Source organism: Hymenobacter miniatus, from assembly GCF_016427455.1.
GTDB classification, from domain to species: Bacteria; Bacteroidota; Bacteroidia; order Cytophagales; family Hymenobacteraceae; genus Hymenobacter; species Hymenobacter armeniacus.
This window is the reverse complement of record NZ_JAELXR010000019.1, coordinates 52,342-76,447: the sequence shown is the minus strand read 5'-3', so window position 1 is coordinate 76,447 and position 24,106 is coordinate 52,342. Positions and strand designations below refer to the sequence as shown.

Here is a 24,106-nt window from a genome sequence, read left to right as displayed (position 1 = left end):
CGTGGGGCTGTGTCTGCGCACCTGCAAACTGTTTAACTTAGCATTCATGTTTAAACAGTTGTTTCTCTTGCCGCTCTTGTTTCTCGCGGTTTCTTGTGCGCAGCAGGAGACCCCAGCAGAACCCATCCTGAAATCGGGCCGGTATGTAGGAATGGATTATATGGGCAAACAGGATGTTACGCCGGATGATTCGACTGACCGATGGTATCACGAAAACACCGTGACGGTCAAAGCAGATTCCCTGTTTTTGGAGAGTGTCCCCGTCGTGTTTTACAAGAATCAGCCGAAAGCCTATTCTTCTTCTGACGGTGGCTTTTACTCTTACAAAGGCAAAGTATATGGCCGGGGCAACCAAATTATTGCCAAACTTTTGGTGACGAATCACGATTACGTGATGATTCCATACAAGACGCCGAAGAGCATGGAATCTCAGGCCAAGCTGAATATCAGCTTTGACGAAAAAATTAAGCGCGGAATTTATGTTTGGGACTCTACTTTTCTCAAAGAGCAGTGGAGGGTTGTTGCATCACCAAAAGGCTTCACAATGGATGGTGTAGCCTACTCAAGAGTAACCAAACGCTAACGCCGCAAACTGTCCGGCACCCCTCCCCCGTTGTTCATCTGCTCCAGCAGGTTGTCGGCGGCGATGGTATCGACGGCCACGGCGCGGCGGCGCGGCTCCGACTCGGACACGCAGGTGTACTTCTTGGTGATTTTGACGGTGGGCTTGGGGAAGTGGCCATAGGTGTAGCCCAGGTCCTTGTCTTTATACACTTTCTCCATGAATTTGCCGAAGATGGGCAGGGCCGTGCGGCCACCCTCGCCCTGCTGCGAGCCCACGAAGTGGATGCTGCGGTCTTCGCCGCCCACCCACACGCCGGTCATCAGGTCCTTGGTCATGCCCATGTACCAGCCGTCGGAGTAGTTGGAGGTGGTGCCGGTTTTGCCGCCAATCTGGTTGTCGTTGTGCCAGAGGTCGTAGTCCCAGAGGGCCTGGGAGGTGCCGCCGGGTTCTTCCATGCCGCCGCGCAGCATGTAGGTCATCAGCCAGGCGGTTTCGGCCGGGATGGCGCGGTGTTGCACGGGGTCGAACTGCTGGATGACGTTGCCGTTGCGGTCCTCAATGCGGGTGACGAGGCGCGGGTCGGAGCGGAAGCCGTTGTTGAGGAAGGTGCTGTAGGCGTCCACCATTTCGTACACGCTCACATCGCCGGCCGAGCCCAGGCCGATGCTGGGCACCGGCAGCAGCGGCGAGGTGATGCCCACTTTATGGGCGTATTTGGCCACGTTTTCCCAGCCCACTTTCTCGGTCAACTGGGCCGTCACGGAGTTTACGGAGCGGGCCATGGCGTGGCGCAGCGTCATGTTGATGCCGGTGTATTCGCGGGTCACGTTGTCGGGCTGCCACTCCATGGGCTGGCCGTTTTCGACGTACTTGATGGTCACGCGCTGGTCGCGGATGCGGTCGCAGGGCGAGTAACCGTTGTCGAGGGCCGTGAGGTACACGAAGGGCTTGAACGTAGAGCCGGCCTGGCGCTTGCCCTGCTTCACGTGGTCGTACTGAAAAAAGCGGAAATCGAGCCCGCCCACCCAGGCCTTAATTTGGCCGGTGAAGGGGTCCATGCACATCATGCCCGACTGCAGGAAGTGCTTGTAATACGCCAGCGAATCGAGCGGCGACATCACCAGCGTGGTGTCGTTGTCGTCGTGCTTCCAGGTGAAGACTTTCATCGGCCGTTTGGCGTTGAGGGCCGAATCGAGGCGTTGGGGCTGGTTTCGGTAGCGGTTGGCGAGGCTCTTGTAGCTCTCGGTGCGCTTCATTTGGGTGAGGATGAAGTCGGGGATTTCCTGGCCTTTCTCGTCCACCCAGGGGTTCGAGCCGCGGTTGCGCCAGAAGTTGTCGAACTGGCGCTGCAAGGATTTCATGCGCTCGTGCAGGGCCTCTTCGGCGTGGGCCTGCATGCGCGAGTCGATGGTGAGGTAGATTTTGAGGCCGTCGCGGTACATGTCGTGGCCGGTGCTGTCGCACCAGGCGTCCACGAACTGGCTGATGGCGCTGCGGAAGTAGGTATCGGGGCCGTCGATATGGGGCTCGACGTGGTAGTTGAGCACGATGGGCGTGGCCTTGAGGCGGTCAATTTCAGCTTTGGGCAGCACCCCGGCCTGGCCCATGCGGTCGAGCACCACGTTGCGGCGGCGCAGGGCGGCGGCCGGGTGGAACTTGGGGTTGTAGGCCGTGGGGTTGTTGAGTACGCCCACCAGCATGGCCGCTTCTTCGGGCTTGAGGCTGTCGGGCGAGGTGTGAAAGAAGGTTTTGGCCGCCACCTTGATGCCGAAGGCGCTGGAGCCGTACTCCACCGTATTCAGATACATCCGCAGAATTTCCTCCTTGGTGTAGCGCTGCTCCAAGTCCACGGCCGTGAGCCACTCCTTGGTTTTGGCCACGATGGTGCTCACCACCGGAATATAGCCCAGGGCCCCCCGGCTCTGCTGCCGACGGATTTTGTAGAGGTTTTTGGCCAGCTGCTGGGTGATGGTGGAGCCGCCGCGCTTCTCCCCGCGCAACGACGAAAACGCCCCCCCGATAACAGCTTGCAGGTCAATGCCCGAATGCTCGTAGAAGCGCACGTCCTCCGTCGCAATCAGGGCCTTGATGAGCAGCGGCGACATCTGGCTGAGGGCCACCGGCGAACGGTTTTCGCGGAAGTACTTGCCAATGAGCACGCCATCGGAAGTATAAAGCTCGGACGCCTGCTCCACCTTGGGATTCTCCAAATCAGACAAGCTGGGCGACTTGCCGAAGAGGAACATGAAATTGGTGCTCACCAGAAACGGATACACCAAAAACAGGATGACCAGCAGGCCAAACCCTACCCAGGCCCAGCTGGCCAGCCGCACGGGCCAGCGACGGCGGCGCGGTGCTTTCGGTTTGGGGACCGAAGAAGGGGAAGAACTTGTCGGTTGGGAATCGGCCATGCGAGGCAACAAGGGGAATGCGAAGCCACAGCTCCGTCGCGAAGAACGACAAATATACCAGCCCGGGCCCCCAAAAGTCTGCACGGCGCCGCGCGGCGGCCCACGAAAACGGGTGCCCTACCGGCGCTGCCGGGCGGCCAATACGGCCTGGTGGTGCACGTTGCGGCGGGCACGGGCGCGGTTGCGCTGCCAGCGCCAGCCCAGCTCGGCCAAGGCCACCAGGATGATGCCCAGGCCCAGGAAATAGCTCCAGTGCAGCATCCGGACCTGCCCGCGCGTGGGGGCATCCAACTCTTGAAAGAGCAGCAGGCCCCACAGCTCATCGAGCAGCGTGAGCGCCCAGACCACGGCCGCAAACACGCGCCCTACCCGGCCCAGGGCCAGTTGCCAGTGCAGCAAGTAGAGCACCAGCCCCGGCAGCGCCGACAGCAGCACCAGCGGCTCTTCCTGCACCAGCGGCAGTCCCAGAAACACGATGCTGAGCGTTTCCTTCAGCACCTGCGCGGCCGCCAGGCCCCGGCCCAGCTTCGAGAGTTTGGGGAAAACGGGTAGCGGATGCAGGTGCGACGACGTGGGCATAGCGCGGCAGATACGGGGCGAATGGACCACCAATATAGGCAGCCGCTGCTAGTAGCGCCGCGCCATGATGCGGCTGGCCTGGCAGCGCCAGGTCAGTATCACAATCAGCAGGCCTTTCACCGAATCGAGCAGCAGGTTATCGGGCTTGCCGAAGGCGTAGTAGATGCCCACGCCAATGCCAATCCACCAGAAACCCAGCAGGTAGCACCACGTGGCAAAGCCCGGCCGCCGCCGCTGCACCTGGATAAACGCTACCAGCGAGGCCAGCGACACAAAGCCCAGCAGCCAGCCCAGCACGTACGTGAGGAAGGTGGTTTCAGGGCCATATTTCACCCCAAACTGCGCCAGTGTGAACCCGGGCGCAAAGAAGGCGCCTCCCGTGAGCGCCACCTCCAGGAGCAGGGCAATAAAGAGCACAACCAAAAGCAACGTACGGGCCATGAAGCAAAGGCAAGCGTGAAGCCGTCACGGGCCTTTCTCAGACTTGGAAAGCCCAACGGGCCGCCAAGCTAACCAAATAACTTGGATAAATTACTATTTGCTTTTTTGCTGAAGCAGGTCCGCATTACCTATGAGCGGCTGTTAATGCGAACATTGTCCGCCACAAACTTGAGGCTCAACAAAAGCACAATCTTGATAAGACGCAATTTTTTCAACATTAATCTACAGCTTCACTGCCAACGCGTAACAGGTCTCCTCCCCTGTTTTCCCATGCTGGCACGCGCCTAGCCTGCGCTCAGAAACGCCGCCCGAAGGCCACTGAGCAGGCACAGCGCCACGGTGATAAGGGCCACGCCGAGCCCCAGGGCCAGCGACACGCAACCCAGCGCAAACCCTATCCAGCGTGGTCCGCGGTAGGTGGCAGGCCAGCGCAGCAGCACGCCGATGGTTTGCAGGCCACCGGCCAGCAATAGCAGCGTGAGGACTACCCAGGTCCAGAATCGGGCGGGTTCGGGCTCTTGCCATATCTCCTGCTCAAACCACAGGCTAAGGCCCGCCACGGCGATGCCCGCCGCCGTGACCCACAACCGGGCCGGCACCTCAGGCCAATGCGGCAACAGGTGCCGCAGATGATGTTGAAGCATACGAACGAAAAAACGCGTTAGTACAAGCGCGGCGGCTGGCCCCGCAAAGCCAGCAGCGGCAGCGCCTCCAGCACCAACAGCCCCAGCATAAAGAAAACCCGCGCAGCAGCATCCCAGGCGCGGCGCCGCGCCTGGCCACCGTCGTACTCGGTATAGGCCACCCGAATGCCGGCCACCAGCCAGCCCGGAATGCCCACGGCCGTGACCAGCAATGCGGCCCAGAAGGGCGCCGTGGAGTACGGCACGCGGGTGCGGTAGGCGCTTTCGAGGGCCAGCGCAAAGCCGGTGCCGCCCACTGCCCAAAGCCACCCGCCCAACCCCACCAGCAACAGCCGCCCGATGCGCACGGCACGGTTTATTTCGACGACCATAGCAGCATGAGTTGCGTGAAAGCCAGCAGCAGCAAGCCGAGCAACACCACCGTGGCCGGCAGCACGCCGCGCAGCCAGCGCCGGAAGCGGGCATCGGGCGTGGGCGCGCGTTGCTGCCACGACAGCAGTGCGCCCAGCACGGCCACGTCGCCGAGGCAGAAAATGATGCCCAGAAACGTCAGCAGAAAAGGAGGAATGGAAGCCATGGGAGGATTTGCTGAATTGCTGATTATTTGATGTGCTGATGTTGATTGGCTGGGTTTAGCGCAGGGCTTGGCGGGCTTGCCAGTCGGCGTAGTTGAGGCCCTGCCAGTGGGTGTAGGCGGCGTATTCCGCTTTGGCGTTGTGGATGGCGAAATCGAGGCGGCGCTGGGCCTCTTCTGCCGTGATGACCTGACCGGTGCCGTATTCCGAATCCATGGTGAGTTGGGTGGCGTGGTTGAGCACGGCGCGGCGGGCCTGCAGCGTGGGCAGCACCCGGTCGGGCATGTTGAGCAGGAAGCCGATGTCGACGTTGCGGAAGCGCGGCTGCAGGTTGTACTCCGCAATCCAGACTTCCCAGTTGCCGGCGGCCAGCAGCAGCAGTACGGCGTACACGGCCAGCGCATTGAGGCGCACCAGGCTGTAGGCCGAGCGGCGCTGCCAGATTTTGAGCAGCACCGTGCCCAGCCCAAAAAACACCAGCAGCAGGAAGAAACACACCCCGATGCGCTTGTAGGCCACACCGCTGTGCAGGATGTAGTAATAATTGCGCAAGCCCACCGACACGGCCAGCACCGCGTTTTGCAGCACCCACACCGTGGCGCCGCCGCGCAGCCAGCGCAGGCCCGGCTGGTAGAAGTTGAGGTTGCGGCGGAAAAACCACAGCACGATGCCCATGGCCAGCAAAATGCTGAAGATGAGCACATACGTGCCCTCGTGCACGAACTGCGCCAAATCGAACCCCGGCGCGGGCTCGAAGCCAAACCACAGCCAGTTGATGTCGATGGCATTCACGGCCAGCAGCAGCACGTTCACGAGCCCGAACACGGCGGCGGCGGCGTAAAACTCCTTGCGCAAATCGAGCGCCCGCCGGGTTTTCAGCCGGAAATCGGGCCGGCGCACGCCGAAGGAGGCCACTCTGTCGCGCTGCCGCCGAATGAACTCGCCGAAGCGCGATTCGTGGTCGGCAAAGGCAAACACCGGCACCACCACCACGGCGCCGGCCACCACCACGAAGCCCAGCGCCACGAACAGCAGGTGCCCCAGCGAAATGTCGGGAATGAGCCGCGCCAGCCAGTTGCCCAGCAGCGCCAGCGCCCGCCCGCTCAGCCGGGCATACACCGGATTGGCCACCGCAAACAGCAGGTGGAAGGCGCCCAGAATCACGACCGGCACCACCAGCAGACGCCCGTAGAACCAGCCCCGGCGCACGCCCGCGCCGCCCTGGCGCGGCGCCCGCACGCCGCGCAGCACCCGCAGCCAGGCCTGCGCCGCGCTGTTCAGGGCCGTGAGCACGGCGTAGAGCACCAGCTTCAGGTGCGGCTGGTTCACGTAGCCCAGCAGCATCAGCAGCGAGGCGGCCCAGGCCAGCATGGCCACGCGCGAGCCGTACACGGCCACCATGGCCCCGCCAAACAGGCTGCCCGCCACCGCCAGCCAGAAGTAGCCCGAACGCCGCACGGCCGCTACGCGGGGCAGCAGCACCAGCTGCGTCGCCACCACAAACAGGCCAAACAAGAGCAGATTGACGCCGCGCTTTTCCTGCCAGAAAAGCCCGTCGAACAACAGCACGCCCAGCGGCAGCAGCAGCTTTTGGGCCCTCGTGAGCGGGGGATGAGCCACGCTGGCAGCAAAGGCGGCCGGCGGCACCGCGGGCCATTGCGCGCCCGGTTGCAGAGAAGTTTCCATGAGTTAAAACGCTTTGTATTTCAAAGTAGATTTTCAAAAAAAATTAGCCGTGCGGCTATGTCTGGGCAGCAGCCAACGGGCTTCTCCCCTATTGCGGCACCGAAATCAGCGGGCTGGCCACTGGGCAAGCGCCCGCATGGCCAGAGGCCGGTGAGGGCATCAATTCGTCCGCATTGCGCAAAGCCAGCAGGCCCCCGAGCCGCTGCATGGATTCCAGCCGGCCATACTCGGCCGCGATAGCCGCGCAGAAGCGGCCCACGGCGTAGCCGCCCGCCGCAAACGTGCGCCGGCTGGCCACATACACCACCAGCGCCGTGCCGGCCATCAGCCCGCGGTAGAATTGGCGCCACAGCCACCCGCTCAGCCGGCTCCGCCCAAACGACCACTGCCGAATGGCCAGGCAATGAAACGCGAGGTGCATTTCCTCGTCGTGTAGAATGCGCCGGCAAATCTGCCGCAGCAGCCCCGACGGCGTGGCCGCCGCCAGCGCCCGGTAGTAGACGGCGGCCACCACCTCGGCCGTCAGAATCACGCGCACCATGTGCTCCAGGCCCAGCGGCCGCCCCAGCGTCCGGAATACCTCGTGCAGCCAGTGCGTGTGCAGCCGCGGAATGCCCTGCTGGTACATGAAGCGGCCCAGCATTTCGGCGTGGCCTTCCTCCTCGGCAATGAACAGCTGCATGGCGGCCGCGTAATCGGGCACGTCGTAGGCGCGGGCCAGGTCTAGCAGGTGGGCGCCGCCCGTGCCCTCGCCGCGCTGGAAGGTTTGAAGGGAGGCGCGCACGGCGCGCAACTCGGCGGGCGTGAGCGGCGCGGTGTCGTGCCAGGGCAGTTCGGCGGCACTGGCGCGGTTGGTTTGGAAGTAGGTTTTGACGTCGGTGAAAGTCATCTGCTTATTGGTTAATGGCGAGAAAAGCGGCGCAACAGGCTCAGAGAAAGACCAAGGAAACGAGCGTCCAAACGCCACCAATCAGCAGTGCTGCTAGTTGAAAAACCGTCAATGTGGCGTACCAAATACAGCCTGCCACTTTGGATACAGAAGTCACTTTTATTGTAGACTGCAACCATTCCTCCCCTCCTGCCAATGCCCGCCGCCAAATAATTAAGTGTGCCAACCAAAAACTCGACAGGATAAAAAAATCAGCATTCTCGCTACGCAGATGCCGCTCAAACAACATTGTAATCAATATCCACATGCCTGCACAGCTTAGTGTCCAGCATAAGCTGCCGGCTAGCCATTGTCCTAATGTGAGAGGTCTTGCGAATGGATTGTGCATTGAGTCGCCTTGGCTGTGGCTTGGTAAAATCGAGTTGAGATTACGCCGTTTCACCGCTGCAGCACCGGCAGCGGCATCAGCATCCCAGGTTCTCCCATTGGCGGCGCCAAAGCCTCCGCGCCGGGTTTTCCGTCCTTGCCGCGCACCTTGCTCAGAATGGCTTCCAGCAGCGGGCGCATCGTGTCGAGGTGGCGCGACTTTATCATAAAATTCCAGAGGGGCTCGAATTTTTTCCAGCCGCCGGCGTAGGCGAAGTGCTTGAGCTGGTGGCGCAGGGTGTCGTGCACCAGGCTGGCTTTGGTGATGTTGGTCCAGGAGTAGAAGTCGCGGTAGGCCTGGTCGTAGCCGTCTTTGAGCTGGCGGGCCGTCAGGTGAGGGCCGGGCTGGCACACCACCGTGCGGGTGTCGTATTCGTTCCAGCGGCGGTGCAGCAGGCGGCCCTCGGCCTCCATGCGCTGGAACAGGGCCGTGCCCGGGTAAGGCGTGGCAATGTGAAACGTGGCCGTGGTGATGCCCTGGCTCACGCCCCAGTCCACGGTGCGCCGAAACACGTCGGGCCGGTCGTCGTCAAGCCCGAACACAAAGCTGCCGTTCACCATGATGCCCAAATCGTGCAGCCGCTGGATGGCCGCCGCGTAGTCGCGGCCCAGGTTCTGAGGCTTGTTGCTGGCCTTCAGGTTGATGGGGCTCAGCGTTTCAAAGCCCACGAACAGGCTGCGCAAACCGGCCTGCGCCGCTTTCTCCAGCAGCCCGTTGTCGCGCAGAATGCTGTCGACCGTGGCGGCGCCCTGAAACAGCCGCCCCATGCCGCGCATGCCCTCAAACAGCCCCGCCGCGAAGCGTGTGTGCCCCAGCAAATGGTCATCAAGGAAGTAGAGGTGGCGGCCGGGCAGGCGGTCGATTTCGGCCAAGGCGTCGTCCACCGTCTGGGTGTAAAAGCCCTTGCCGCCCTGAAAAAACGCGTCTTTGTAGCAGAAGTCGCAGTGGTGCGGGCAGCCGCGCGTCACCACAATGGAATTGGGCACGAGGTAGCGCTCCCGCTTTATCAAATCGCGCCGGATGGGCGGCACGCCCACCAGCGTGCGCCCGGCCGCAGACACGTAGCGCGGCCGGGCCCGCCCGGCCTGCCAGTCCCGCAGAAACTCCGGAAATATCTCCTCGCCCGGCCCCAGAAAGATGCTGTCGGCGTGCGGGGCGGCCTCCTCGGGCAGGCTGGTCACGTGCAGGCCGCCCAGGCACACGTAGGCGCCGCGGGCGCGGTAGTGGTCGGCCAGCGCGTAGGCTTTATAGGCGTTGGTGATGTAGACCTGGATGATAACGAGGTCGGGCTCATCGTCCAGATTCAAGGTTTCCACGTGTTCATCTTGCATGTCCACTTCCCAGTGCGCCGGCAGATAGGCGGCCAGCGTGGCCAGCCCCAGCGGCGGAAACAACGAGTACTTGATGGGCCGCCAGTAGGGATTAGTGGCTTCGGTGAGGGCCGGAAGGACGAGTTTTACTTTCATCTTAAAGAACTTTGTGTTTCAAAGCTTACAGACAAAAAAAGAGAATTGTGTTCTGAACCCGTCTGTCATTCTGAGCGGCGCGAAGGACCTTACTTAGTAAGAACTACGCTTGGTGATTCAGGCGTGATAAGGTCCTTCGCGCCGCTCAGGATGACAAACGGCCTACCCCCGCAGCAGCTTCTCCAGCGTTTCCAGGTGCTGCTGGAAGGCCACTTTGCCGGCGGCGGTGGCGGTGTAAGTGGTGTTGGGTTTTTTGCCCACGAATTGCTTGCTCACCAGCACGTATTCGGCCTTTTCGAGGGCGGCCACGTGGCTGGCGAGGTTGCCGTCGGTGAGGTCGAGGGCTTCTTTGAGGTCGTTGAAGCTCACCGATTCGTTGGCCATCAGCACGGCCATCACGCCCAGCCGCACGCGGTGGTCGAAGGCCTTGTTGAGGGTGTGGATGAGGTGCTTCACGAAGAAATAACGGGTTTACCGGCCTTGCCGGGCCGCTCGTAGCGGTTGTACATCACCAGGCCGTAGCCGATGTGGCCCAGGCCGAAACCCAGCGCAAAGAAAAGCAAGCCCCACTCGGGAAACAGCAGGCACACCAGCCCGAGGCCAATTTGCGTGACGCCCAGCCAGCGGATTTCGTCCAGGGTGTACTTGCTGGCGTTGAGCAGCGCCAGGCCGTAGAACACCAGCAGGCCCGGCATCACCATGGCCACGTCGGAGCCCAGGTACAAGCGCAGGCAAAACAGGCCGCCCGCCACCAGCGGAATGGCCAGGGCCACGGCCAGGCGCCGGCCGGGGGCGCTCCACAGCTTCTGGCCGTCGTTGTGGGTGCGGCGCTGGGTGAAGAAAAACGCCACCAGCAGGGCCAGCCCAATCATGCCGCCGGTCAGAAATAGCAGGCTGGGCAGCTCGGCCCGCCGCATTTCGGGTGAGGAGTGCAGCAGCCGCGCGTAGCCCCCCACCACCGACGAGTCCTGGAAAGCGCTTTCCAACAGCCGCATGCTAAATGCGGTGCCCAGCAGCGCCACCACGCCCGCCCCTACCCCGCTCAGGCCGGATAGCGACAAAAAGCGCGAGCTGCGCTCCATGATGGCGCGGATTTCGGTGAGTTGGGCTAGCGGGTCCGGGTTGGCAGGCTTCATAACCATAGAAGTACTTTGTGATGCAAAGCTGCAGAAAAGAATTGGTATGTCTGCTACACCGGTCTGTATTTTTTTTTAATTCTAGGGCCCTCACCAGCACACGCCAAAAACGAGCAACACGGGCAATGTGCGCGCATTGCCGGACGTTAGCAAGGGGTAAGGCACCACGCCGCCTCCCAAATCAGGAAGCCTGGCAATGCTTTCGGCTAAGCCGGCACCCGCTTGCGCTTTTGGAGGCAAATCACCTTTTGGAGGCAAATCACGTTTATGCTAAATGTTGATTATCAATAAACTGCCAGGCACGGCAGAGCAGGCAGCGGCAGATTCAAAAATGGAATATCCATTCCCAAAAATATAATTTTTTACTCCCAAACCGCTCATTTACAGCGAGTCGTAAGTCGGCCATCTCATCACCAAAACGGTTGTGGCACCGCTTGCTTGCCGCGAAGCCACCAGCCGCCACTCTTTTTTACTGCAATGAAACTGACTTACCCTGCCACTAGCTCCGTGGTGCCGTCTTCTCCCCTCAGCAGCACGCTGTGCGTTTGGCTGTGCAGCAATCTGGGGGGCACCGCACACCTGATTGCCAGTTTTGGCCTAGAGGAGCCCCAAGATGTTCAGGTACCACTTGCCATCGGCCTGCTGGCCAGCCTGATTTCGCTCGCCGCAGTACCGATAGCGCTGCCCTTTTTCGCACTGGCCCAACGGGCCAGCGCAGCTTGGCCACGCCGTTTTAGGGCGGCGGTGGGAGTGCTGCTGGCCTTTGGGGTAGCCAATTATTTGCTGCTGCGCGGGCTGCCTGTGGGTCCCCCCGAAAACCTGTTGGCCGTGACCTGGCCTTACCTGGCAACGGCGCTTCTCAGCGCGGGCTGGCGGTATTGGCATGTGCCCGCAGCCGGGCACATGCCGCGCACGCAACCGGCGCCGCTGCTCAATGCGTGGCGGCAGCGCCCCGGCCGGTTCCCCTACGCCCACCTGGCGCACTAGCCCCGCAAGGGCGGCGCGGCCCGAAGTGCCAGCGCCGCATCGGCCACTTCCGCCATTTGTGCGTACTGTTGGGCCATGCGCCTCCGCCTTCGCCTGTTCGAGTTTGAAGACCTGCCGTGGTTTCCGGCCGTCATTCGGGCCGGGATGATGGACTATTTGCGCTTCATGATTTCGGCGCTGGGCACCTACCGGCCCATCGCGCCGCTGCTGGCCGAGGGCCTGGCCCGCACCGGCCACACCCGCGTGCTGGAGCTGGGTGCCGGCGCCGGCGGTGGCACCGAAACCGTGCTTACGGCCCTGCGCACCCACGGCCAGCCCGCCGCCACCATCCTGCTCACCGACCTCTACCCCCAGCCCGCCGCCTGGACCGACATTGCCGAGCGCACCCGCGGCGCCATTGGTTTTGCGCCGGCTGCCGTGAATGCGCTGGCCGTACCGCCGGAGCTCACGGGCTTCCGCGCCATCTTTTCGGCCTTCCACCATTTCCCGCCAGCGGCGGCCGAGGCCTTGCTGCGCGACGCCGTGCGGGCGGGCACCGGCATTGGCGTATTTGAGGGCGCGGGCAAGCACTGGGTGGAGCTGCTGCTGGCCTGGACGGTGCTACCCGTGGCCCAGTTGCTGCTCACGCCGTTCTACCGGCCGTTTCGGCTCAGCCGGCTGGTGTTTACCTATCTGATTCCGCTCATTCCGCTGTGCACCATCTGGGACGGTTCGGTGTCGCTGCTGCGCATGTATTCGACGGCGGAGCTACTGGGCCTGGCCCGCGCTGCCGACCCGGAGGGCCGTTTCGTGTGGCAAAGCGGCAAAAAGCGGCACTGGTGGGGGCCCGAAGTAACCTATTTGATTGGCTGGCCAGCAACCCCCGAAAAGTGAGGCGCGGTGGCAGCCATATGTTGCTTATGCGCACCTTTGCCCGTCGTTCACTCGCCGCTCATAGCCTCCCTTTCCTTGCTCACTGCTTATAAAAAAGCGCTGCCGCTGCTGCGCATCCCCTTTTCGGTTTACCTCATGCCGGTGTTCTGGTTTGGGCTGAGCGCCTTGCGCGGGCCCTGGAGCGGGTGGCGGGCCGTGGGCGTGTTTGTGGTGCTGCACCTGCTGGCCTACCCGGCCTCCAACGGCTACAATTCCTACTACGACCGCGACGAGGGCAGCATCGGCGGCCTGAAAGCGCCCCCGAAAGTGACGCCCGAGTTGCTGCACCTGGTGTGGCTGTTCGATGCGCTGGCCGTCGGGGGCGCGGCGCTGTTGTCATGGCCGTTTGCCGCCATGGTGGTGGTGTATCTGCTGGTGTCGAAGGCCTACAGCTACGAGGGCATTCGCCTGAAAAAGTACCCGCTGCTGAGCACGCTGGTGGTGGTGGTTTTTCAGGGCGCCTTCACGCTGCTGATGACGCAGGTGGGCGTGGGGGCCGCGCCGGCTCAACTGTTTGAGAAAACCAATCTGCTGCTGGCTTTGGTGAGCACGCTGTTTTTGTGCGGCTCCTACCCGCTCACGCAGGTGTACCAGCACGAGGAAGACGCCCGGCGCGGCGACCGCACCCTAAGCCTGCGGTTGGGCATTCGGGGCACGTTTGTGTTTGCGGCGGTGGGCCTGCTGGCGGGCGCGGCGGCGCTGGGCCTGGCCTATTGGCTGCGCCGTGAGGTGCGGCCGCTCCTCATCTTTCTGGTGGCTACGGGGCCGGTGGTGGCGCTGTTCAGCCGCTGGGCCTGGGCCGTGTGGCACGACGAGCGCGCCGCCGACTTCGAGCACACCATGCGCATGAACCAAGTATCGTCGTTGTGCCTGAGCGCGGCCTTCATTGCCATGCTACTGTGGCGCTAACAACTGGCTCGGGCCCGGGCAACTTTGCGCGCCCCGTGGCACGTATGAAAGGCGTTTCATCAAACAACTTGACTTTTGCGATGCGTTATTCCTGGCTACTGCTGTTGCCCCTGCTGGCCGCGTGCAATTCCACTCCTTCGGCGGTGAACGAGGGCACGGTTTCTCGCATGGCCGACCGGCAAGCCCGCGACACCACGGCCCTGCCTCCCCCGGACACGGCCGCCGCCAAAGCCGTTTCGGCCGCGAGCGACACGCTGCGTGTGGCTCGCCAGCGGCACAATTTCAGCCATGCCGAAGGCCCACCCGATGTGTTTCAGCTGGTCTTCCGCGGCCCGTCCATCCTGGAAGGCACCGCCGAATTCACCATCACCAACCCCGAAGGGCAGGTCATTTTTCGCGAAATGCTGACCGAGCCCGACCTGGAAGCCGCGCTGGTATATGAGATGAAGGCGCCCACGGCCACCCGCGCCGAGCGCGAAACCTTCGTGCTGCGGCGCATCGACCGATTTTTCCTGCCGGCCCAATTTCACACGCCCGCCATTGGCGCCAACACCACCTTCCCCACCGGCATCACAACCCTGGACCAGGCCACCTGGAACGACCTGCGCAAGCGGCCCGACGCCATCGGCTTCGAGTACCTGAAGGGCAAGGAAGACCGCCAGCGCATTGCTTGGTCAGCGCTAAAAAAACAAGTGGTGCGCGTGCAGTAGAGACGCAATATGTTGCGTCTACGCTCCTTCCTGCGCCAGTAGCTGCTCCAGGCCGGCCCGCAGCTGCTCGTAGGGCTGGTAGCCGCGGGCCAGCACGTAGCCCTGCTCGGCCACCCGCACCACGGCCGTGGGAAAGCCCTCGACGCCGCTGCGGGCCACGGCGGCAAATTCCTGCTGCGCGGCGCGGGCCGTTTCGGGCGAAGCCCAGCGCTGCTGAAACGCCACCACGTCGACCCCGAACGGCGCGAGCAGGTCGTTGTAGACGGACGGGTTATTCAGGTCTTGGCCGTCGCGGAACAGCGCCACCTGCACGGCGTGGGCGAAAGCCACGGTGCGGGCGGGGTCCTGCGTGAGCTGGCGGAAGGCGGCAATGGCCCGGCAGGGCGGCTCCGAATCGTAGACGTAGTCGCCGGCCTCGCCCAGCGCTTTGAAGGCGGCCCCGAACTGCACGCCGGTCACTTCTTCCACGTCGTGGAGGCTGCGGCGCAGGTCGGGCCACACCTCGCCAATCGGGCCCACGTCCTCCCCCTTCACCATGCCGCCGCACAGCACCGACACGTCGACGCGCCCCGCAAAGTCCGCCTGCAGCCGCTGAATAACCGGGCTCGTGCCGTAGCACCAGCCGCAGAGCGGGTCCTGAATGTAGAGCAGTTCGGGCAGGTGGGCCGGGGGCGTGGTTTCGGGGGTCATGCAGCAAAATAACCGCACAAAGGGCTGGCAGCAGAGCCCGCGACCGCACGCAAGTCGAAATTTTCCCCCAATTTACCGGGCAACTCATTCGCTACCTGATGGAAACCCTGCCCTCAGCCCTGGCCACCGCGGTGGCGGTGCCCGTGCCGGCCACGCCCGACACGCCGCTTTGTGCCAGTTGCCGCACGCCCCTGGCCGGCGCCTACTGCCACGCCTGCGGCGAAAAGCGCCTGCATCGCCACGACTACGCCCTCAAGCATTTCCTGGAGCACACCGTCGACACCGTCACACACTTCGACCTGCGCGTGCTGCGCGACTTGTGGCTGCAACTGCGGCGGCCCGGCTTCCTGGCGGCCGAGTGGCTGCAGGGCCGGCGCGTGGCGCACGCCCCGCCCGTGCAGTTGTTCCTGGTCACCAACCTGCTGTTCTACCTTGCGGCCAGTGCGTCTCATTTCAGTGCCTTCGAAACCAAGCTCAAATACCATTTCGTCGGCAACAACCTCTACGGCGCCTTTGCCAATCGCCTCGTGCAGCAGCACGTCCAGAAAGCCGGCACCACGCTTGCGGCTTTTGCCGAGCACTTCAACGGGCTGGCCCACGTGTATTCCAAAAGCCTGGTTTTCCTGTTCATTCCGCTGCTGGCGGCGCCGCTGTGGCTGTTTTTCTTTCGGCAGCGGCGCTACTTCGTTGAGTGGATAATGCTGAGCACCTTCCTGTTTGCCGGCATGCTGCTGGTGTACGCCGCCATGGCGCTGGCCATGCTGGGGCTCTTTCTGTTGCACTTGCTGCCCCCCTCCTTTAACCAGGATGGCTTTTATACCTTGCTGATGGTGACGCTGACCGCTACCTACATCGCTCTTTTTTTCAAGGGGGCCTTCCCGGGGCAGTCGTGGCCGCTGCGCTGGGGCAAAGCCCTGGCCCTTACGTTTTGCTTCGCCCTGGCGCTGCTAATCCCCTACCGTTTCGTGCTGTTTCTGGTATGCTACTGGGCCGCTTCGTAGCGCCAAAAAGAATAGTTGCCCGAAGTTGAATCCTTTCGCCGGCCCCACCGTTGCGGCTCCAATATGCTACCTCGGTAGTGCTAGGCTTGATTAGAGTTGACTTATAGCAAAAAGCCCCGTTGCAGAAGTGCAACGGGGCTTTTTTGGACTTACAGCGCAAGCCCTTAGCCGTTCATGGCCAACAGGAATTCTTCGTTGTCCTTGGTGCCTTTGATGCGGTCCTTGAGGAATTCCATGGCCTCGGTGGCCGTCATGTCCGACATGAACTTGCGGAGCACCCACACGCGGTTCAGCTCGTCTTTGCCCAGCAGCAGGTCTTCGCGGCGCGTGCCCGAAGCCGGGATGTCGATGGCCGGGAACACGCGCTTGTTGGCCAGCTTGCGGTCCAGCTGCAGTTCCATGTTGCCGGTGCCTTTGAATTCCTCAAAAATCACCTCGTCCATCTTCGAGCCGGTCTCAATGAGCGCCGTGGCGATGATGGTGAGGGAGCCCCCGCCTTCCACGTTGCGGGCTGCGCCGAAGAAGCGCTTGGGCTTTTGCAGCGCGCCCGCGTCGATACCACCCGAGAGGATGCGCGACGAGCTGGGCTGCACCGTGTTGTAGGCCCGCGCCAGGCGGGTGATGGAGTCGAGCAGAATCACCACGTCGTGGCCGCACTCCACCAGGCGCCGGGCCTTATCAAGGGCCATTTCGGCAATTTTTACGTGGCGGTCGGCCGTTTCGTCGAAGGTCGAGCTGAGCACTTCGGCCTTCACGGTGCGGGCCATGTCGGTCACTTCCTCGGGGCGCTCGTCGATGAGCAGCACCATGAGGTATACTTCGGGGTGATTTTCGGCAATGGCGTTGGCCACCTCCTGCAGCAGCACGGTTTTGCCGGTTTTGGGCTGGGCCACGATGAGGCCGCGCTGGCCCTTGCCGATGGGCGCAAACAAGTCCAGCACGCGGGTGCTGATTTGCGACGACTTGGTGGTCAGCTTCAGTTTTGAGTCGGCAAACAGCGGCGTGAGGTGGCTGAACGGCACCCGGTCGCGGACTTCCTCCACGGTGCGGCCGTTCATGCTTTCCACGCCCACCAGGGCAAAATATTTCTCGCCCTCGCGCGGCGGCCGAATGGTACACACCACCGTGTCGCCGGCCTTCATGGCAAACTGTTTCACCTGCTGCGGCGACACGTAAATGTCGTCGGGCGAGCTGAGGTAGTTGTAGTAGGGCGAGCGCAGGAAGCCGTAGCCGCCGTCGGGCATCAGTTCAAACGTGCCGCCGCCCGGCACCACCAAATCCAGGTCCTGGCGCTGGGGGCGCTGCTGTTGCGGGTTTTGGTTCTGGCCCTGCGGCTGGTCGGTGCGCGGGGTGCCGTCGGGGTTTTGCTGGCGCTGCTGGCGCTGCTGGTCGCGCAGGGCGTAGCGCTCTTCGCGGGTGAGGTTGCGGTTGTCGCGGCCGTCGCGCGGCTCGCGGGGTTGGTCGTTGCGGGGCTGGTCCTGGCGCGGCTCGCGGGGCTGGCCGTCGCGGTTTTCACGCGGCTGGTCGTTGCGTTGCTCGCGGGGCTGGTCTTGGCGGGCGGGGCGCTGGTCGCGGCCGTCGCGCAGCGGCAGCTCGCGGTTGTCGCGCTCAAACCGGTCGGCGCGGTTTTCGCGGCGGTCGGCAAAGCCGTTGCCGCCAAAGTCGCGGCGGTTTTCGCGGTTGCCTTCGCGGGTGTCGGTGCCGTTTTCGGCGGGCTTGGCAGCGGCAGCGGCGGCTTCAGCGGCGCGTTCGGCAGCCATTTCGGCGGCACGCTGCTCCGTGATGGGGCGGCCGGCGCGGTCTACCCGCTCGCGGCGGCGGGGCTGCTGGGTGGCGTTGGCCTGCTGCTGGTCGGCGCCGTTCAGTTGGGCATCGGGCCGAGGAGCAGTTTCGTCCGTGGTTTCGGTGGGGGCAGGGGCCGGCTCATTGGCCAGCACGGCTCCGGTGGCTTCGCTGGCGGGCACCAGGGCCAGGCCTTCGATGGGGTCCAGAATTTCGACAGAAGGCTCGGCTGCAGGCGTAACCGGCGCGGGCGCGGCGGCAGCCGGTGCTTCGCGGCGCGGCTCGCGGGCCGGGCGGGCGGGCTGGGGCTTGCGGGCGGGCGGGGCCACGTCGGAAAACGGCTGCTCTACGGTGCTGGGGGCCGGGCGGCGGGCGGCGGGCTTGCCGGGGCGCGGGGCGGCGGGCGCTTCGGCGACGGGAGCGGCGGCCGCAGCGGGTTGCTCGGCGGCCGAGGGCACGAGGGCCTGCTGGTCGAGGATTTTGTATATCAAATCCTGTTTGCTCAGCCGTTTGAAATTGCCCACGTTCATTTTTTCGGCAATCTCTTTGAGGTCGGACAGCAGCCGGTCCTTCAACTCGTTAATGGTGTACATAAAGGGAATAAGGGGGGAACATCGACGGGAAGCGAGGAGGCCGGCAAGGCCCCAAAGCCCGAAGGCGTGGGCCGGCCCGCCAACGGCGCGGCCGGGCCGGAGTTAATACTCGCAGGGTGCACAAAATGCACCGAATACGCGCCCGGGGCGCAATCGAATAAGCAAGAAGTGAGGGGCAAAGATGGCCGCTGGAAATTCAGCAAAAGACGGGCCGGAGGCAGGCACTGCGGCCCACTAATCCGGACCACGGCGGCCGGTTGCTCCCGCAATGTTAGGGCATTATGGGCAAACCGCCAAATTGAATATGGTCCGGTTGGGCTTAAACACGGCGCGCAGCAAAATAAGTTGCGCTGCACTTGCCAGCCGACGGGCGCGGGGCGCGGCACGGCTGCATTTTCTTCCGACCTTTGCCCGCATTACATCCTGTTTTATGCTGCAACTTTCCGTTCTCCGCGACCAGACCGAGCTTGTGCTGGCCGGCCTCGCCAAACGCCACTACCCCACCGGCCCCGCCGACGTGGCCGCCATTCTCGACCTCGACCAGCGCCGCCGCCAGCTCCAAACCAGCCACGACTCGGCCCAGGCCGAGGCCAACGAGTTGGCTCGCCAAATCGGCGGCCTGATGAAAGCCGGCGACAAAGCCGGCGCCGAAACCCTGAAAGCGCGCACCGCCGAGCTCAAGCAGCACACCCAGACCGCCGCCGCCGAGCTGGCACAGGTAGAGAAAGACCAGCAACAGCTGCTCTACAAGCTGCCCAACATTCCGCACGCCAGCGTGCCCGAAGGCCGCGGTGCTGCTGATAATGAAGTGGTGCGCGAGCACGGCACCAAACCTGCCCTCGGGCCCGACGCGCTGCCGCACTGGGACCTGATTAAGAAGTACGACATCATCGACTTCGAGCTGGGCGTGAAAATCACGGGCGCGGGCTTCCCGGTGTACAAAAACCAGGGCGCGCGGCTGCAGCGGGCCCTCGTCAATTTCTTTCTGGACCAGGCGCGCGACGCCGGCTACACCGAAATGCAGCCGCCCATTCTGGTGAACGAGGCCAGCGGCTACGGCACCGGCCAACTGCCCGACAAGGAAGGCCAGATGTACCACGACGCCAAGGACGACCTCTACCTCATTCCGACGGCCGAGGTGCCGCTGACTAATATTTACCGCGACGAGATAGTGCCGGTGGAAAAGCTGCCCGTGCGCATGGCCGGCTACACGCCCTGCTTCCGCCGCGAAGCCGGCTCCTGGGGCGCCGATGTGCGCGGCCTCAACCGCCTGCACCAGTTCGATAAGGTGGAAATCGTGCAAATCACGGAGCCCGAGCACAGCTACGCGGCCCTCGAAGCCATGCTGGGCCACGTGGAAAGCCTGCTGCAGCAGCTGGGCCTCCCCTACCGCGTGCTGCGCCTCTGTGGCGGCGACATGGGCTTCACCTCGGCCCTGACTTACGACCTGGAGGTGTGGAGCGCCGCCCAAGGCCGCTGGCTGGAAGTGAGCTCGGTGTCGAACTTCGAAACCTACCAGGCCAATCGCCTGAAGTGCCGCTACAAAGTGGACGGCAAGACCCAGCTGCTGCACACCCTGAACGGTTCGGCGCTGGCCCTGCCGCGCATTGTGGCCGCGCTGCTGGAAAACAACCAGACGAGCGACGGCATCGAGCTGCCGCAGGTGCTGCACAGCTACTGCGGGTTCGGCAAGATTATCGGGTAACTCTTGCTTCATGAATTGCAAAGAGCCTGCTCAATTTTAATTGAGCAGGCTCTTTGCGTTTTTTCAACTAGTGAATAGCTCTGTCCGACGCTTTACCAGTGAAAGCCCATCGGCTTTCGCATCTTCTTGACCCAAACCACAAGCGGCACAAAAGCGGGCTTCGACGGTCCGAAGCGGCTTGTGGCATTGCGGACAGGGTGGCCCATATTCGTCAACTTTGTGATGCCACACGGCGTTGGGGTTTGTTTCGGCAAAGCCGGTCAGCAGCCGGTACATTTCCAGCATCGGCAGTAATCGGCGTGCGACCACGCCCTCAAGCTGCATGGGATTGAATACGCGGCCTCGGCGACGGTATTCTGCCTCAACCACCTGCATGCCATGCCAGTGGGCCTTATGCACCAATGCGGCCTCGTCCGTTTCCAGCATAGGCATTTCCTGTTGGCAGCGCCAGCACCAGAGCATTTTCATGGCCTAATACTCGGCCATCTCCTCGTCCACGTAGCACCAGAGCCACCGCTCGCCGGGCTCGGCGGAAGCAATGACGGGGTGCTGCGTGGCATGGAAGTGCTTGGTGGCGTGCTTGTTTTTGGAGTTGTCGCAGCAGCCCACGTGGCCGCACTCCTGGCAGGTGCGCAGGTGTACCCAGGTGTCGCCGAGGGCCACACATTCGGGGCAGAGGTGCGAGGGAGCCTTTTTGAGGCTGGTGAGGGCGGTGAGGTGTTGGCAGGGCTCGGGCATGGCATGAAGATAGGCGGCGGACTCGAATGGGTAATAGTACGAAACACTCCGGATTGAAAATTTACAACTCCGCATTCCGCGAGCTGGACCGCGAAACCGTCGACTTGAAACCGACAACCGGCGATTGAGGGAAAGGAATGGGAATGCTGAAAGGCAATTTTGGATTGTCCGTTTGCGGCGGCATTCCGCGGCATCAGCTTACCCATTCCCTCAACGTCATGGAAAGAAAATATTTTTTGAAAAGCCTGCTGCTGGGGGCTGCCTCCACGCCCGTGCTGCTTTCGGCTTGTAGCAAGGAGACGGTTTCGCCCGCCAGCGGCGCCACCACCGGCTCGGGCACCACCACGGGCGGCACCAGCAGCGGCTCGGGCAGCTGCACGGTGGCCCCCACCGAAACCGAGGGCCCCTTCCCCACCAAGACGCCGGCCTCGTACCTGCGCAGCGACATCACGGACGGCAAAACCGGCTACGGGCTCACCATCAACATCACCGTGAGCAACAGCAACGCCAGCTGCGCGGCGCTGGCCGGGGCCCTGGTCGACATCTGGCACTGCGACGCCGAGGGCAACTACTCGGAATACGGCGGCACGGGCATGCAGGCCACCAACTACCAGTCGGTGCACTTCCTGCGCGGCCGGCAAGTGACCGATGCCAGCGGCAAGGTCACGTTCAAGAGCATTTTCCCCGGCTGGTACTCGGGCCGCGCCACGCACATCCACGTGCACGTGTACTCGGCCACAGGCACCTCGCTGAAAGTGACGCAGATTGCCTTCCCCGAAGGCATCGGCACGGCCGTGGCCGCCGTGAACGGCTACGCCAAAGGACTGAGCGGCTACACCGCCAACGCCCAGGACAACGTGTTCAGCGACGGCGTGGCCCTGGAGCTGGCCACCGTGACCGGCAGCACCACGGCCGGCTTCGAGCTGACTTGGGCGCTGAGCGTACCGGCGTAGTCCATTGCTTAACCAAAGCGTATGCCCAACCGCACCATCACCCTGTGCTACCGCAAAATCATGGATGCCGGCGCTGCCAAGCCCTGGGATAAGCTGGTGTGGAACGACAGTTACGCAGAATTCCGGCTGCAGGCACAGAATTTCAACCCCGAAAACCGCTACCGCACCGTTGGCGAAATGCTGCACTACGTGCCGGGCGCCGACCGGCTGCACTTCTTGGTGAGCGGCGCGGTGACGGGCTACCTCCAACAGCTCAACGAGCGGATGCCCGACATTTCCGACAACCTGGGCCGCCAGTTCCTGCGCTTCCATCGGTTTCAGTTCGAGCTGATTAATTCCGACTTGCAGGACCAAAGCAAGCATCAGGTCGCGGTCAATTTCGTCTCGGAGCCGCTGCGGTGGCACGACACCGTGGGCCAATTTCTGCTGGTGTCGCCGGTGGCGGCGTCCGCTTCCGGCGGCGAGGTGCTGATTCATCTGGTGCCGCTGCAGCCCTTCCTCAGCATTTATTCCATTCTCACGCCCGAAACCGATGCTGCCGCAAACGCCAGGTAAAATATTTCTGGCCGACGAGCGAGGTGTGGCCGAATCCGACCGATTCCGGCGGTTTAGCACGTTCAATTTTGGGCCGTTTGCCCACCCGCACAAAGGGCCGTTCGGGCGGCTGTACGGGTTCAACGAAGAGACCCTGGCCGGGCAGCACGTGCTGGATTTCACGGTGGCGGAGGCCTCGCACGTCCTCGTCGTTCCCATCACCGGGGCCGTGACGCTACGGTGCGCCGCTGCCCCCGAAACGACAGTGAGCGTGGAAGAGCTGGTGGTGCTGGCGGTGCCCGCTGGCAGCGTACTGCACGTGCAAAACCCATTCAGTGATGCGCTGGTGAGCTTTCTGCACATCTGGCTGCTGGCGGATGAGCCCGTGGCCACGCCGGCAGCGCACCGGGTCGCATTTCGCTTCGAGGAATTGCACAACTGCCTGCTGCCGCTGGCGCCAACCCCGGTGGGTACCGTTCCTGCCAGGGTGAGCCTGGGCCGTTTCGATGGCCGGTGCGAGGCCATTTACCGCCTCAACATACCGGGTTCTGGCTTTTTTGCCTTTGTATTGGCCGGCGCCTTTGAAGTGGAGGGCCGGCTGCTGCACGCGAAAGACGGGCTGGCCCTGTGGCACGTGGCCGACGTTGAGTTGGAAGCCCTAAGCAACGACGCCCTGATGCTGGTGCTGGAGTTGCCGGCACTGGCCGGGGCTTAGCGGCCGTCGTGGGTGGGCGGCAGCCCCAAGTCCAGGGTTTGGTCGCGCATGCACTTGAAATGGCCTTGCGGGCATTTCTCGAAGCCAATTTTGGAACAGGGCCGGCACGGCAGGTTCAGTACTTCTAGCACCTTAAATTCGGTTTTGTAGGGGTACATGCCGAAGGCGGGCACGGTGTTGCCCCACACGCTGAAAATCTCCTTGCCAAAAGCCGCCGCGATGTGCATCAGGCCGGTGTCGTGGCTTACCACAAACTGCGCCTGCCGCAGCAACGAGGCCGACTGGTGCAGCGAATACTGCCCGCACCCGTTGTGAATAAAGGTTTTGGGCGCGTCGGCGTCTACAAGCTTGGCCGGAAAATAATAAGGGCTGTCGGGCACGGTAGCAGCGGGTTCGGTCGCCACAGCCTGCGTTTCAAAGGCCTGCTCGATGACGTGGCCGATGCTTTCGTCCTCGGGGCCACCCAGCAGCACCACGGGCCGGGCCAGCTTGGCGCACAGCTCAATCAGCTTGTCGACGGGCAGGCGCTTGGTGGCGTGCTGCGCGCCGATGGCCACGGCCACGTAGCCCCGCCGGAAGGGCGCGGGTAGCATGGTCACGTCCACTTCCTGCCCGGCCGGAATAAAATAATCGAGGCCCTTGCGGTCGTCCTGCACGCCCAGCGGGGCGGCGGCTTCGAGGTAGCGCTGCACGATGTGCACGCGCGGCAGCCGGTCTATTTTGAAGTTGACCAGCAGCCATTTCTGAAAGTTGAGCTTGTCGAAGCTGTGGTTGGGCACGCCCAGGCGCAGCTTGATGAGGCGGGTGCGCAGGTTGTTGTGCAGGTCGACGATGTAATCGAACTGCTCGGCTTTCAGCTCGCGCACCAGCTCGCCCAGGCTGCCGGTGAGGCAATGCACTTTGCTGATGTAGGGGTTGGGCAACAGCAGGCCGCGGTAGGCGGGCTTGGTGGCAAAATGCACCTCCGCCTGGGGCACCTGCTGGGCCAGCGCCCGCACCACCGGCGTGGTCAGCACGATGTCGCCAATGGAAGAGAAGCGGAGAACGAGAATTTTCAC

General features: G+C 63.1%; 27 protein-coding genes. 10 read left to right on the top strand and 17 right to left on the bottom strand.

Annotation, left to right across the window (positions count from 1 at the left end; all coding sequences use genetic code 11):
• The first annotated feature begins 46 nt into the window (after positions 1-46).
• Complete coding sequence (locus tag JAO73_RS21320; protein WP_198979289.1) at positions 47-583, top strand: hypothetical protein; 537 nt, start codon at positions 47-49, stop codon at positions 581-583.
• Here JAO73_RS21320 and JAO73_RS21315 read toward each other — a convergent pair.
• The 12 genes from JAO73_RS21315 to JAO73_RS21260 form a co-directional block, all read right to left on the bottom strand.
• Positions 580-2,976 (bottom strand): transglycosylase domain-containing protein, encoded by a 2,397-nt coding sequence (locus tag JAO73_RS21315; protein ID WP_198979288.1) that lies wholly within the window; start codon positions 2,974-2,976, stop codon positions 580-582. The genes JAO73_RS21320 and JAO73_RS21315 overlap by 4 nt on opposite strands.
• Before the next feature lie 117 nt (positions 2,977-3,093).
• Positions 3,094-3,555, bottom strand: coding sequence for a hypothetical protein (locus tag JAO73_RS21310; RefSeq protein ID WP_198979287.1), 462 nt, complete (start codon positions 3,553-3,555; stop codon positions 3,094-3,096).
• A 48-nt stretch (positions 3,556-3,603) separates the two neighbouring features.
• Positions 3,604-3,996, bottom strand: coding sequence for a hypothetical protein (locus JAO73_RS21305; RefSeq protein ID WP_198979286.1), 393 nt, complete (start codon positions 3,994-3,996; stop codon positions 3,604-3,606).
• A gap of 284 nt (positions 3,997-4,280) precedes the next feature.
• Complete coding sequence (locus JAO73_RS21300; protein ID WP_198979285.1) at positions 4,281-4,640, bottom strand: hypothetical protein; 360 nt, start codon at positions 4,638-4,640, stop codon at positions 4,281-4,283.
• 17 nt (positions 4,641-4,657) lie between these two features.
• Positions 4,658-5,011 carry a hypothetical protein gene (locus tag JAO73_RS21295; RefSeq protein ID WP_198979284.1) on the bottom strand — a complete coding sequence of 118 codons (354 nt, stop codon included), beginning with the start codon at positions 5,009-5,011 and terminating at the stop codon, positions 4,658-4,660.
• A complete protein-coding gene (locus JAO73_RS21290) occupies positions 4,996-5,217 on the bottom strand; it encodes a hypothetical protein (protein WP_190927818.1) in 222 nt (73 codons plus the stop codon). Before JAO73_RS21290 ends, JAO73_RS21295 begins: the two co-directional genes overlap by 16 nt.
• A 55-nt stretch (positions 5,218-5,272) precedes the next feature.
• Complete coding sequence (locus tag JAO73_RS21285) at positions 5,273-6,901, bottom strand: DUF4153 domain-containing protein (protein ID WP_198979283.1); 1,629 nt, start codon at positions 6,899-6,901, stop codon at positions 5,273-5,275.
• Between the two features lie 88 nt (positions 6,902-6,989).
• Positions 6,990-7,790, bottom strand: a complete 801-nt coding sequence (locus tag JAO73_RS21280; RefSeq protein ID WP_198979282.1) for a ferritin-like domain-containing protein — start codon at positions 7,788-7,790, stop codon at positions 6,990-6,992.
• Positions 7,791-7,830: 40 nt separating this feature from the next.
• On the bottom strand, positions 7,831-8,097 hold the full coding sequence (locus JAO73_RS21275) for a hypothetical protein (protein WP_198979281.1): 267 nt from the start codon (positions 8,095-8,097) through the stop codon (positions 7,831-7,833).
• A 131-nt stretch (positions 8,098-8,228) separates the two neighbouring features.
• A complete protein-coding gene (locus JAO73_RS21270) occupies positions 8,229-9,683 on the bottom strand; it encodes a B12-binding domain-containing radical SAM protein (protein WP_198979280.1) in 1,455 nt (484 codons plus the stop codon).
• A gap of 162 nt (positions 9,684-9,845) precedes the next feature.
• Complete coding sequence (locus JAO73_RS21265) at positions 9,846-10,139, bottom strand: winged helix-turn-helix domain-containing protein (protein WP_198979279.1); 294 nt, start codon at positions 10,137-10,139, stop codon at positions 9,846-9,848.
• Entirely contained in the window at positions 10,136-10,819 is a 684-nt protein-coding gene (locus tag JAO73_RS21260; protein ID WP_198979278.1) for a hypothetical protein, read from the bottom strand. Before JAO73_RS21260 ends, JAO73_RS21265 begins: the two co-directional genes overlap by 4 nt.
• A gap of 477 nt (positions 10,820-11,296) precedes the next feature.
• Between JAO73_RS21260 and JAO73_RS21255 the strand changes: the two genes are divergently transcribed.
• The 4 genes from JAO73_RS21255 (at position 11,297) to JAO73_RS21240 (ending at position 14,337) form a co-directional block, all read left to right on the top strand.
• Positions 11,297-11,806 carry a hypothetical protein gene (locus JAO73_RS21255; protein ID WP_198979277.1) on the top strand — a complete coding sequence of 170 codons (510 nt, stop codon included), beginning with the start codon at positions 11,297-11,299 and terminating at the stop codon, positions 11,804-11,806.
• Between the two features lie 75 nt (positions 11,807-11,881).
• Entirely contained in the window at positions 11,882-12,679 is a 798-nt protein-coding gene (locus tag JAO73_RS21250; protein WP_198979276.1) for a class I SAM-dependent methyltransferase, read from the top strand.
• 75 nt (positions 12,680-12,754) lie between these two features.
• Positions 12,755-13,627 (top strand): UbiA family prenyltransferase, encoded by an 873-nt coding sequence (locus JAO73_RS21245; protein ID WP_233169335.1) that lies wholly within the window; start codon positions 12,755-12,757, stop codon positions 13,625-13,627.
• Between the two features lie 80 nt (positions 13,628-13,707).
• Complete coding sequence (locus JAO73_RS21240; RefSeq protein ID WP_198979275.1) at positions 13,708-14,337, top strand: hypothetical protein; 630 nt, start codon at positions 13,708-13,710, stop codon at positions 14,335-14,337.
• An 18-nt stretch (positions 14,338-14,355) separates the two neighbouring features.
• On the opposite strand, the gene JAO73_RS21235 is transcribed toward JAO73_RS21240, so the two are convergent.
• Complete coding sequence (locus JAO73_RS21235; protein ID WP_190927841.1) at positions 14,356-15,027, bottom strand: DsbA family protein; 672 nt, start codon at positions 15,025-15,027, stop codon at positions 14,356-14,358.
• 98 nt (positions 15,028-15,125) lie between these two features.
• Between JAO73_RS21235 and JAO73_RS21230 the strand changes: the two genes are divergently transcribed.
• Positions 15,126-16,028, top strand: coding sequence for a DUF3667 domain-containing protein (locus tag JAO73_RS21230; RefSeq protein ID WP_198979274.1), 903 nt, complete (start codon positions 15,126-15,128; stop codon positions 16,026-16,028).
• Positions 16,029-16,192: 164 nt separating this feature from the next.
• Here the strand turns inward: JAO73_RS21230 and rho are convergent, their stop codons facing one another.
• Entirely contained in the window at positions 16,193-18,403 is a 2,211-nt protein-coding gene (rho, locus tag JAO73_RS21225) for a transcription termination factor Rho (protein ID WP_198979273.1), read from the bottom strand.
• Positions 18,404-18,833: 430 nt separating this feature from the next.
• Here rho and serS point away from each other — a divergent pair, with 430 nt between their 5' ends.
• Positions 18,834-20,108, top strand: coding sequence for a serine--tRNA ligase (serS, locus tag JAO73_RS21220; RefSeq protein WP_198979272.1), 1,275 nt, complete (start codon positions 18,834-18,836; stop codon positions 20,106-20,108).
• 63 nt (positions 20,109-20,171) lie between these two features.
• On the opposite strand, the gene JAO73_RS21215 is transcribed toward serS, so the two are convergent.
• A complete protein-coding gene (locus tag JAO73_RS21215) occupies positions 20,172-20,576 on the bottom strand; it encodes a hypothetical protein (RefSeq protein ID WP_198979271.1) in 405 nt (134 codons plus the stop codon).
• Positions 20,577-20,579: 3 nt separating this feature from the next.
• A complete protein-coding gene (locus JAO73_RS21210; protein ID WP_198979270.1) occupies positions 20,580-20,846 on the bottom strand; it encodes a UBP-type zinc finger domain-containing protein in 267 nt (88 codons plus the stop codon).
• A 218-nt stretch (positions 20,847-21,064) separates the two neighbouring features.
• Between JAO73_RS21210 and JAO73_RS21205 the strand changes: the two genes are divergently transcribed.
• From JAO73_RS21205 to JAO73_RS21195, 3 genes are read left to right on the top strand one after another with little or no spacing between them, the layout of a single operon-like run.
• Positions 21,065-21,799, top strand: coding sequence for a dioxygenase family protein (locus tag JAO73_RS21205; protein WP_198979269.1), 735 nt, complete (start codon positions 21,065-21,067; stop codon positions 21,797-21,799).
• A gap of 21 nt (positions 21,800-21,820) precedes the next feature.
• Positions 21,821-22,354, top strand: coding sequence for a hypothetical protein (locus JAO73_RS21200; protein WP_198979268.1), 534 nt, complete (start codon positions 21,821-21,823; stop codon positions 22,352-22,354).
• Positions 22,332-23,048: a pirin family protein gene (locus JAO73_RS21195; protein WP_198979267.1), complete on the top strand. Its 717-nt coding sequence runs from the start codon at positions 22,332-22,334 to the stop codon at positions 23,046-23,048. Before JAO73_RS21200 ends, JAO73_RS21195 begins: the two co-directional genes overlap by 23 nt.
• Here the strand turns inward: JAO73_RS21195 and JAO73_RS21190 are convergent.
• Entirely contained in the window at positions 23,045-24,106 is a 1,062-nt protein-coding gene (locus JAO73_RS21190; protein WP_317191266.1) for a glycosyltransferase family 9 protein, read from the bottom strand. The genes JAO73_RS21195 and JAO73_RS21190 overlap by 4 nt on opposite strands.

Bases quoted from the DNA above. Each gene is read 5' to 3' on its own strand.
- JAO73_RS21205 (WP_198979269.1), top strand. From the start codon at position 21,065: ATGGAAAGAAAATATTTTTTGAAAAGCCTGCTGCTGGGGGCTGCCTCC.
- JAO73_RS21240 (WP_198979275.1), top strand. From the start codon at position 13,708: ATGCGTTATTCCTGGCTACTGCTGTTGCCCCTGCTGGCCGCGTGCAAT.
- JAO73_RS21285 (WP_198979283.1), bottom strand. From the start codon at position 6,901: ATGGAAACTTCTCTGCAACCGGGCGCGCAATGGCCCGCGGTGCCGCCG.
- JAO73_RS21305 (WP_198979286.1), bottom strand. From the start codon at position 3,996: ATGGCCCGTACGTTGCTTTTGGTTGTGCTCTTTATTGCCCTGCTCCTG.
- JAO73_RS21300 (WP_198979285.1), bottom strand. From the start codon at position 4,640: ATGCTTCAACATCATCTGCGGCACCTGTTGCCGCATTGGCCTGAGGTG.
- JAO73_RS21295 (WP_198979284.1), bottom strand. From the start codon at position 5,011: ATGGTCGTCGAAATAAACCGTGCCGTGCGCATCGGGCGGCTGTTGCTG.
- JAO73_RS21215 (WP_198979271.1), bottom strand. From the start codon at position 20,576: ATGAAAATGCTCTGGTGCTGGCGCTGCCAACAGGAAATGCCTATGCTG.
- JAO73_RS21310 (WP_198979287.1), bottom strand. From the start codon at position 3,555: ATGCCCACGTCGTCGCACCTGCATCCGCTACCCGTTTTCCCCAAACTC.
- JAO73_RS21230 (WP_198979274.1), top strand. From the start codon at position 15,126: ATGGAAACCCTGCCCTCAGCCCTGGCCACCGCGGTGGCGGTGCCCGTG.
- JAO73_RS21255 (WP_198979277.1), top strand. From the start codon at position 11,297: ATGAAACTGACTTACCCTGCCACTAGCTCCGTGGTGCCGTCTTCTCCC.
- JAO73_RS21320 (WP_198979289.1), top strand. From the start codon at position 47: ATGTTTAAACAGTTGTTTCTCTTGCCGCTCTTGTTTCTCGCGGTTTCT.
- JAO73_RS21210 (WP_198979270.1), bottom strand. From the start codon at position 20,846: ATGCCCGAGCCCTGCCAACACCTCACCGCCCTCACCAGCCTCAAAAAG.
- JAO73_RS21275 (WP_198979281.1), bottom strand. From the start codon at position 8,097: ATGTGGATATTGATTACAATGTTGTTTGAGCGGCATCTGCGTAGCGAG.
- JAO73_RS21290 (WP_190927818.1), bottom strand. From the start codon at position 5,217: ATGGCTTCCATTCCTCCTTTTCTGCTGACGTTTCTGGGCATCATTTTC.
- JAO73_RS21260 (WP_198979278.1), bottom strand. From the start codon at position 10,819: ATGAAGCCTGCCAACCCGGACCCGCTAGCCCAACTCACCGAAATCCGC.
- JAO73_RS21195 (WP_198979267.1), top strand. From the start codon at position 22,332: ATGCTGCCGCAAACGCCAGGTAAAATATTTCTGGCCGACGAGCGAGGT.
- JAO73_RS21200 (WP_198979268.1), top strand. From the start codon at position 21,821: ATGCCCAACCGCACCATCACCCTGTGCTACCGCAAAATCATGGATGCC.
- JAO73_RS21315 (WP_198979288.1), bottom strand. From the start codon at position 2,976: ATGGCCGATTCCCAACCGACAAGTTCTTCCCCTTCTTCGGTCCCCAAA.
- JAO73_RS21235 (WP_190927841.1), bottom strand. From the start codon at position 15,027: ATGACCCCCGAAACCACGCCCCCGGCCCACCTGCCCGAACTGCTCTAC.
- rho (WP_198979273.1), bottom strand. From the start codon at position 18,403: ATGTACACCATTAACGAGTTGAAGGACCGGCTGCTGTCCGACCTCAAA.
- JAO73_RS21270 (WP_198979280.1), bottom strand. From the start codon at position 9,683: ATGAAAGTAAAACTCGTCCTTCCGGCCCTCACCGAAGCCACTAATCCC.
- JAO73_RS21280 (WP_198979282.1), bottom strand. From the start codon at position 7,790: ATGACTTTCACCGACGTCAAAACCTACTTCCAAACCAACCGCGCCAGT.
- serS (WP_198979272.1), top strand. From the start codon at position 18,834: ATGCTGCAACTTTCCGTTCTCCGCGACCAGACCGAGCTTGTGCTGGCC.
- JAO73_RS21250 (WP_198979276.1), top strand. From the start codon at position 11,882: ATGCGCCTCCGCCTTCGCCTGTTCGAGTTTGAAGACCTGCCGTGGTTT.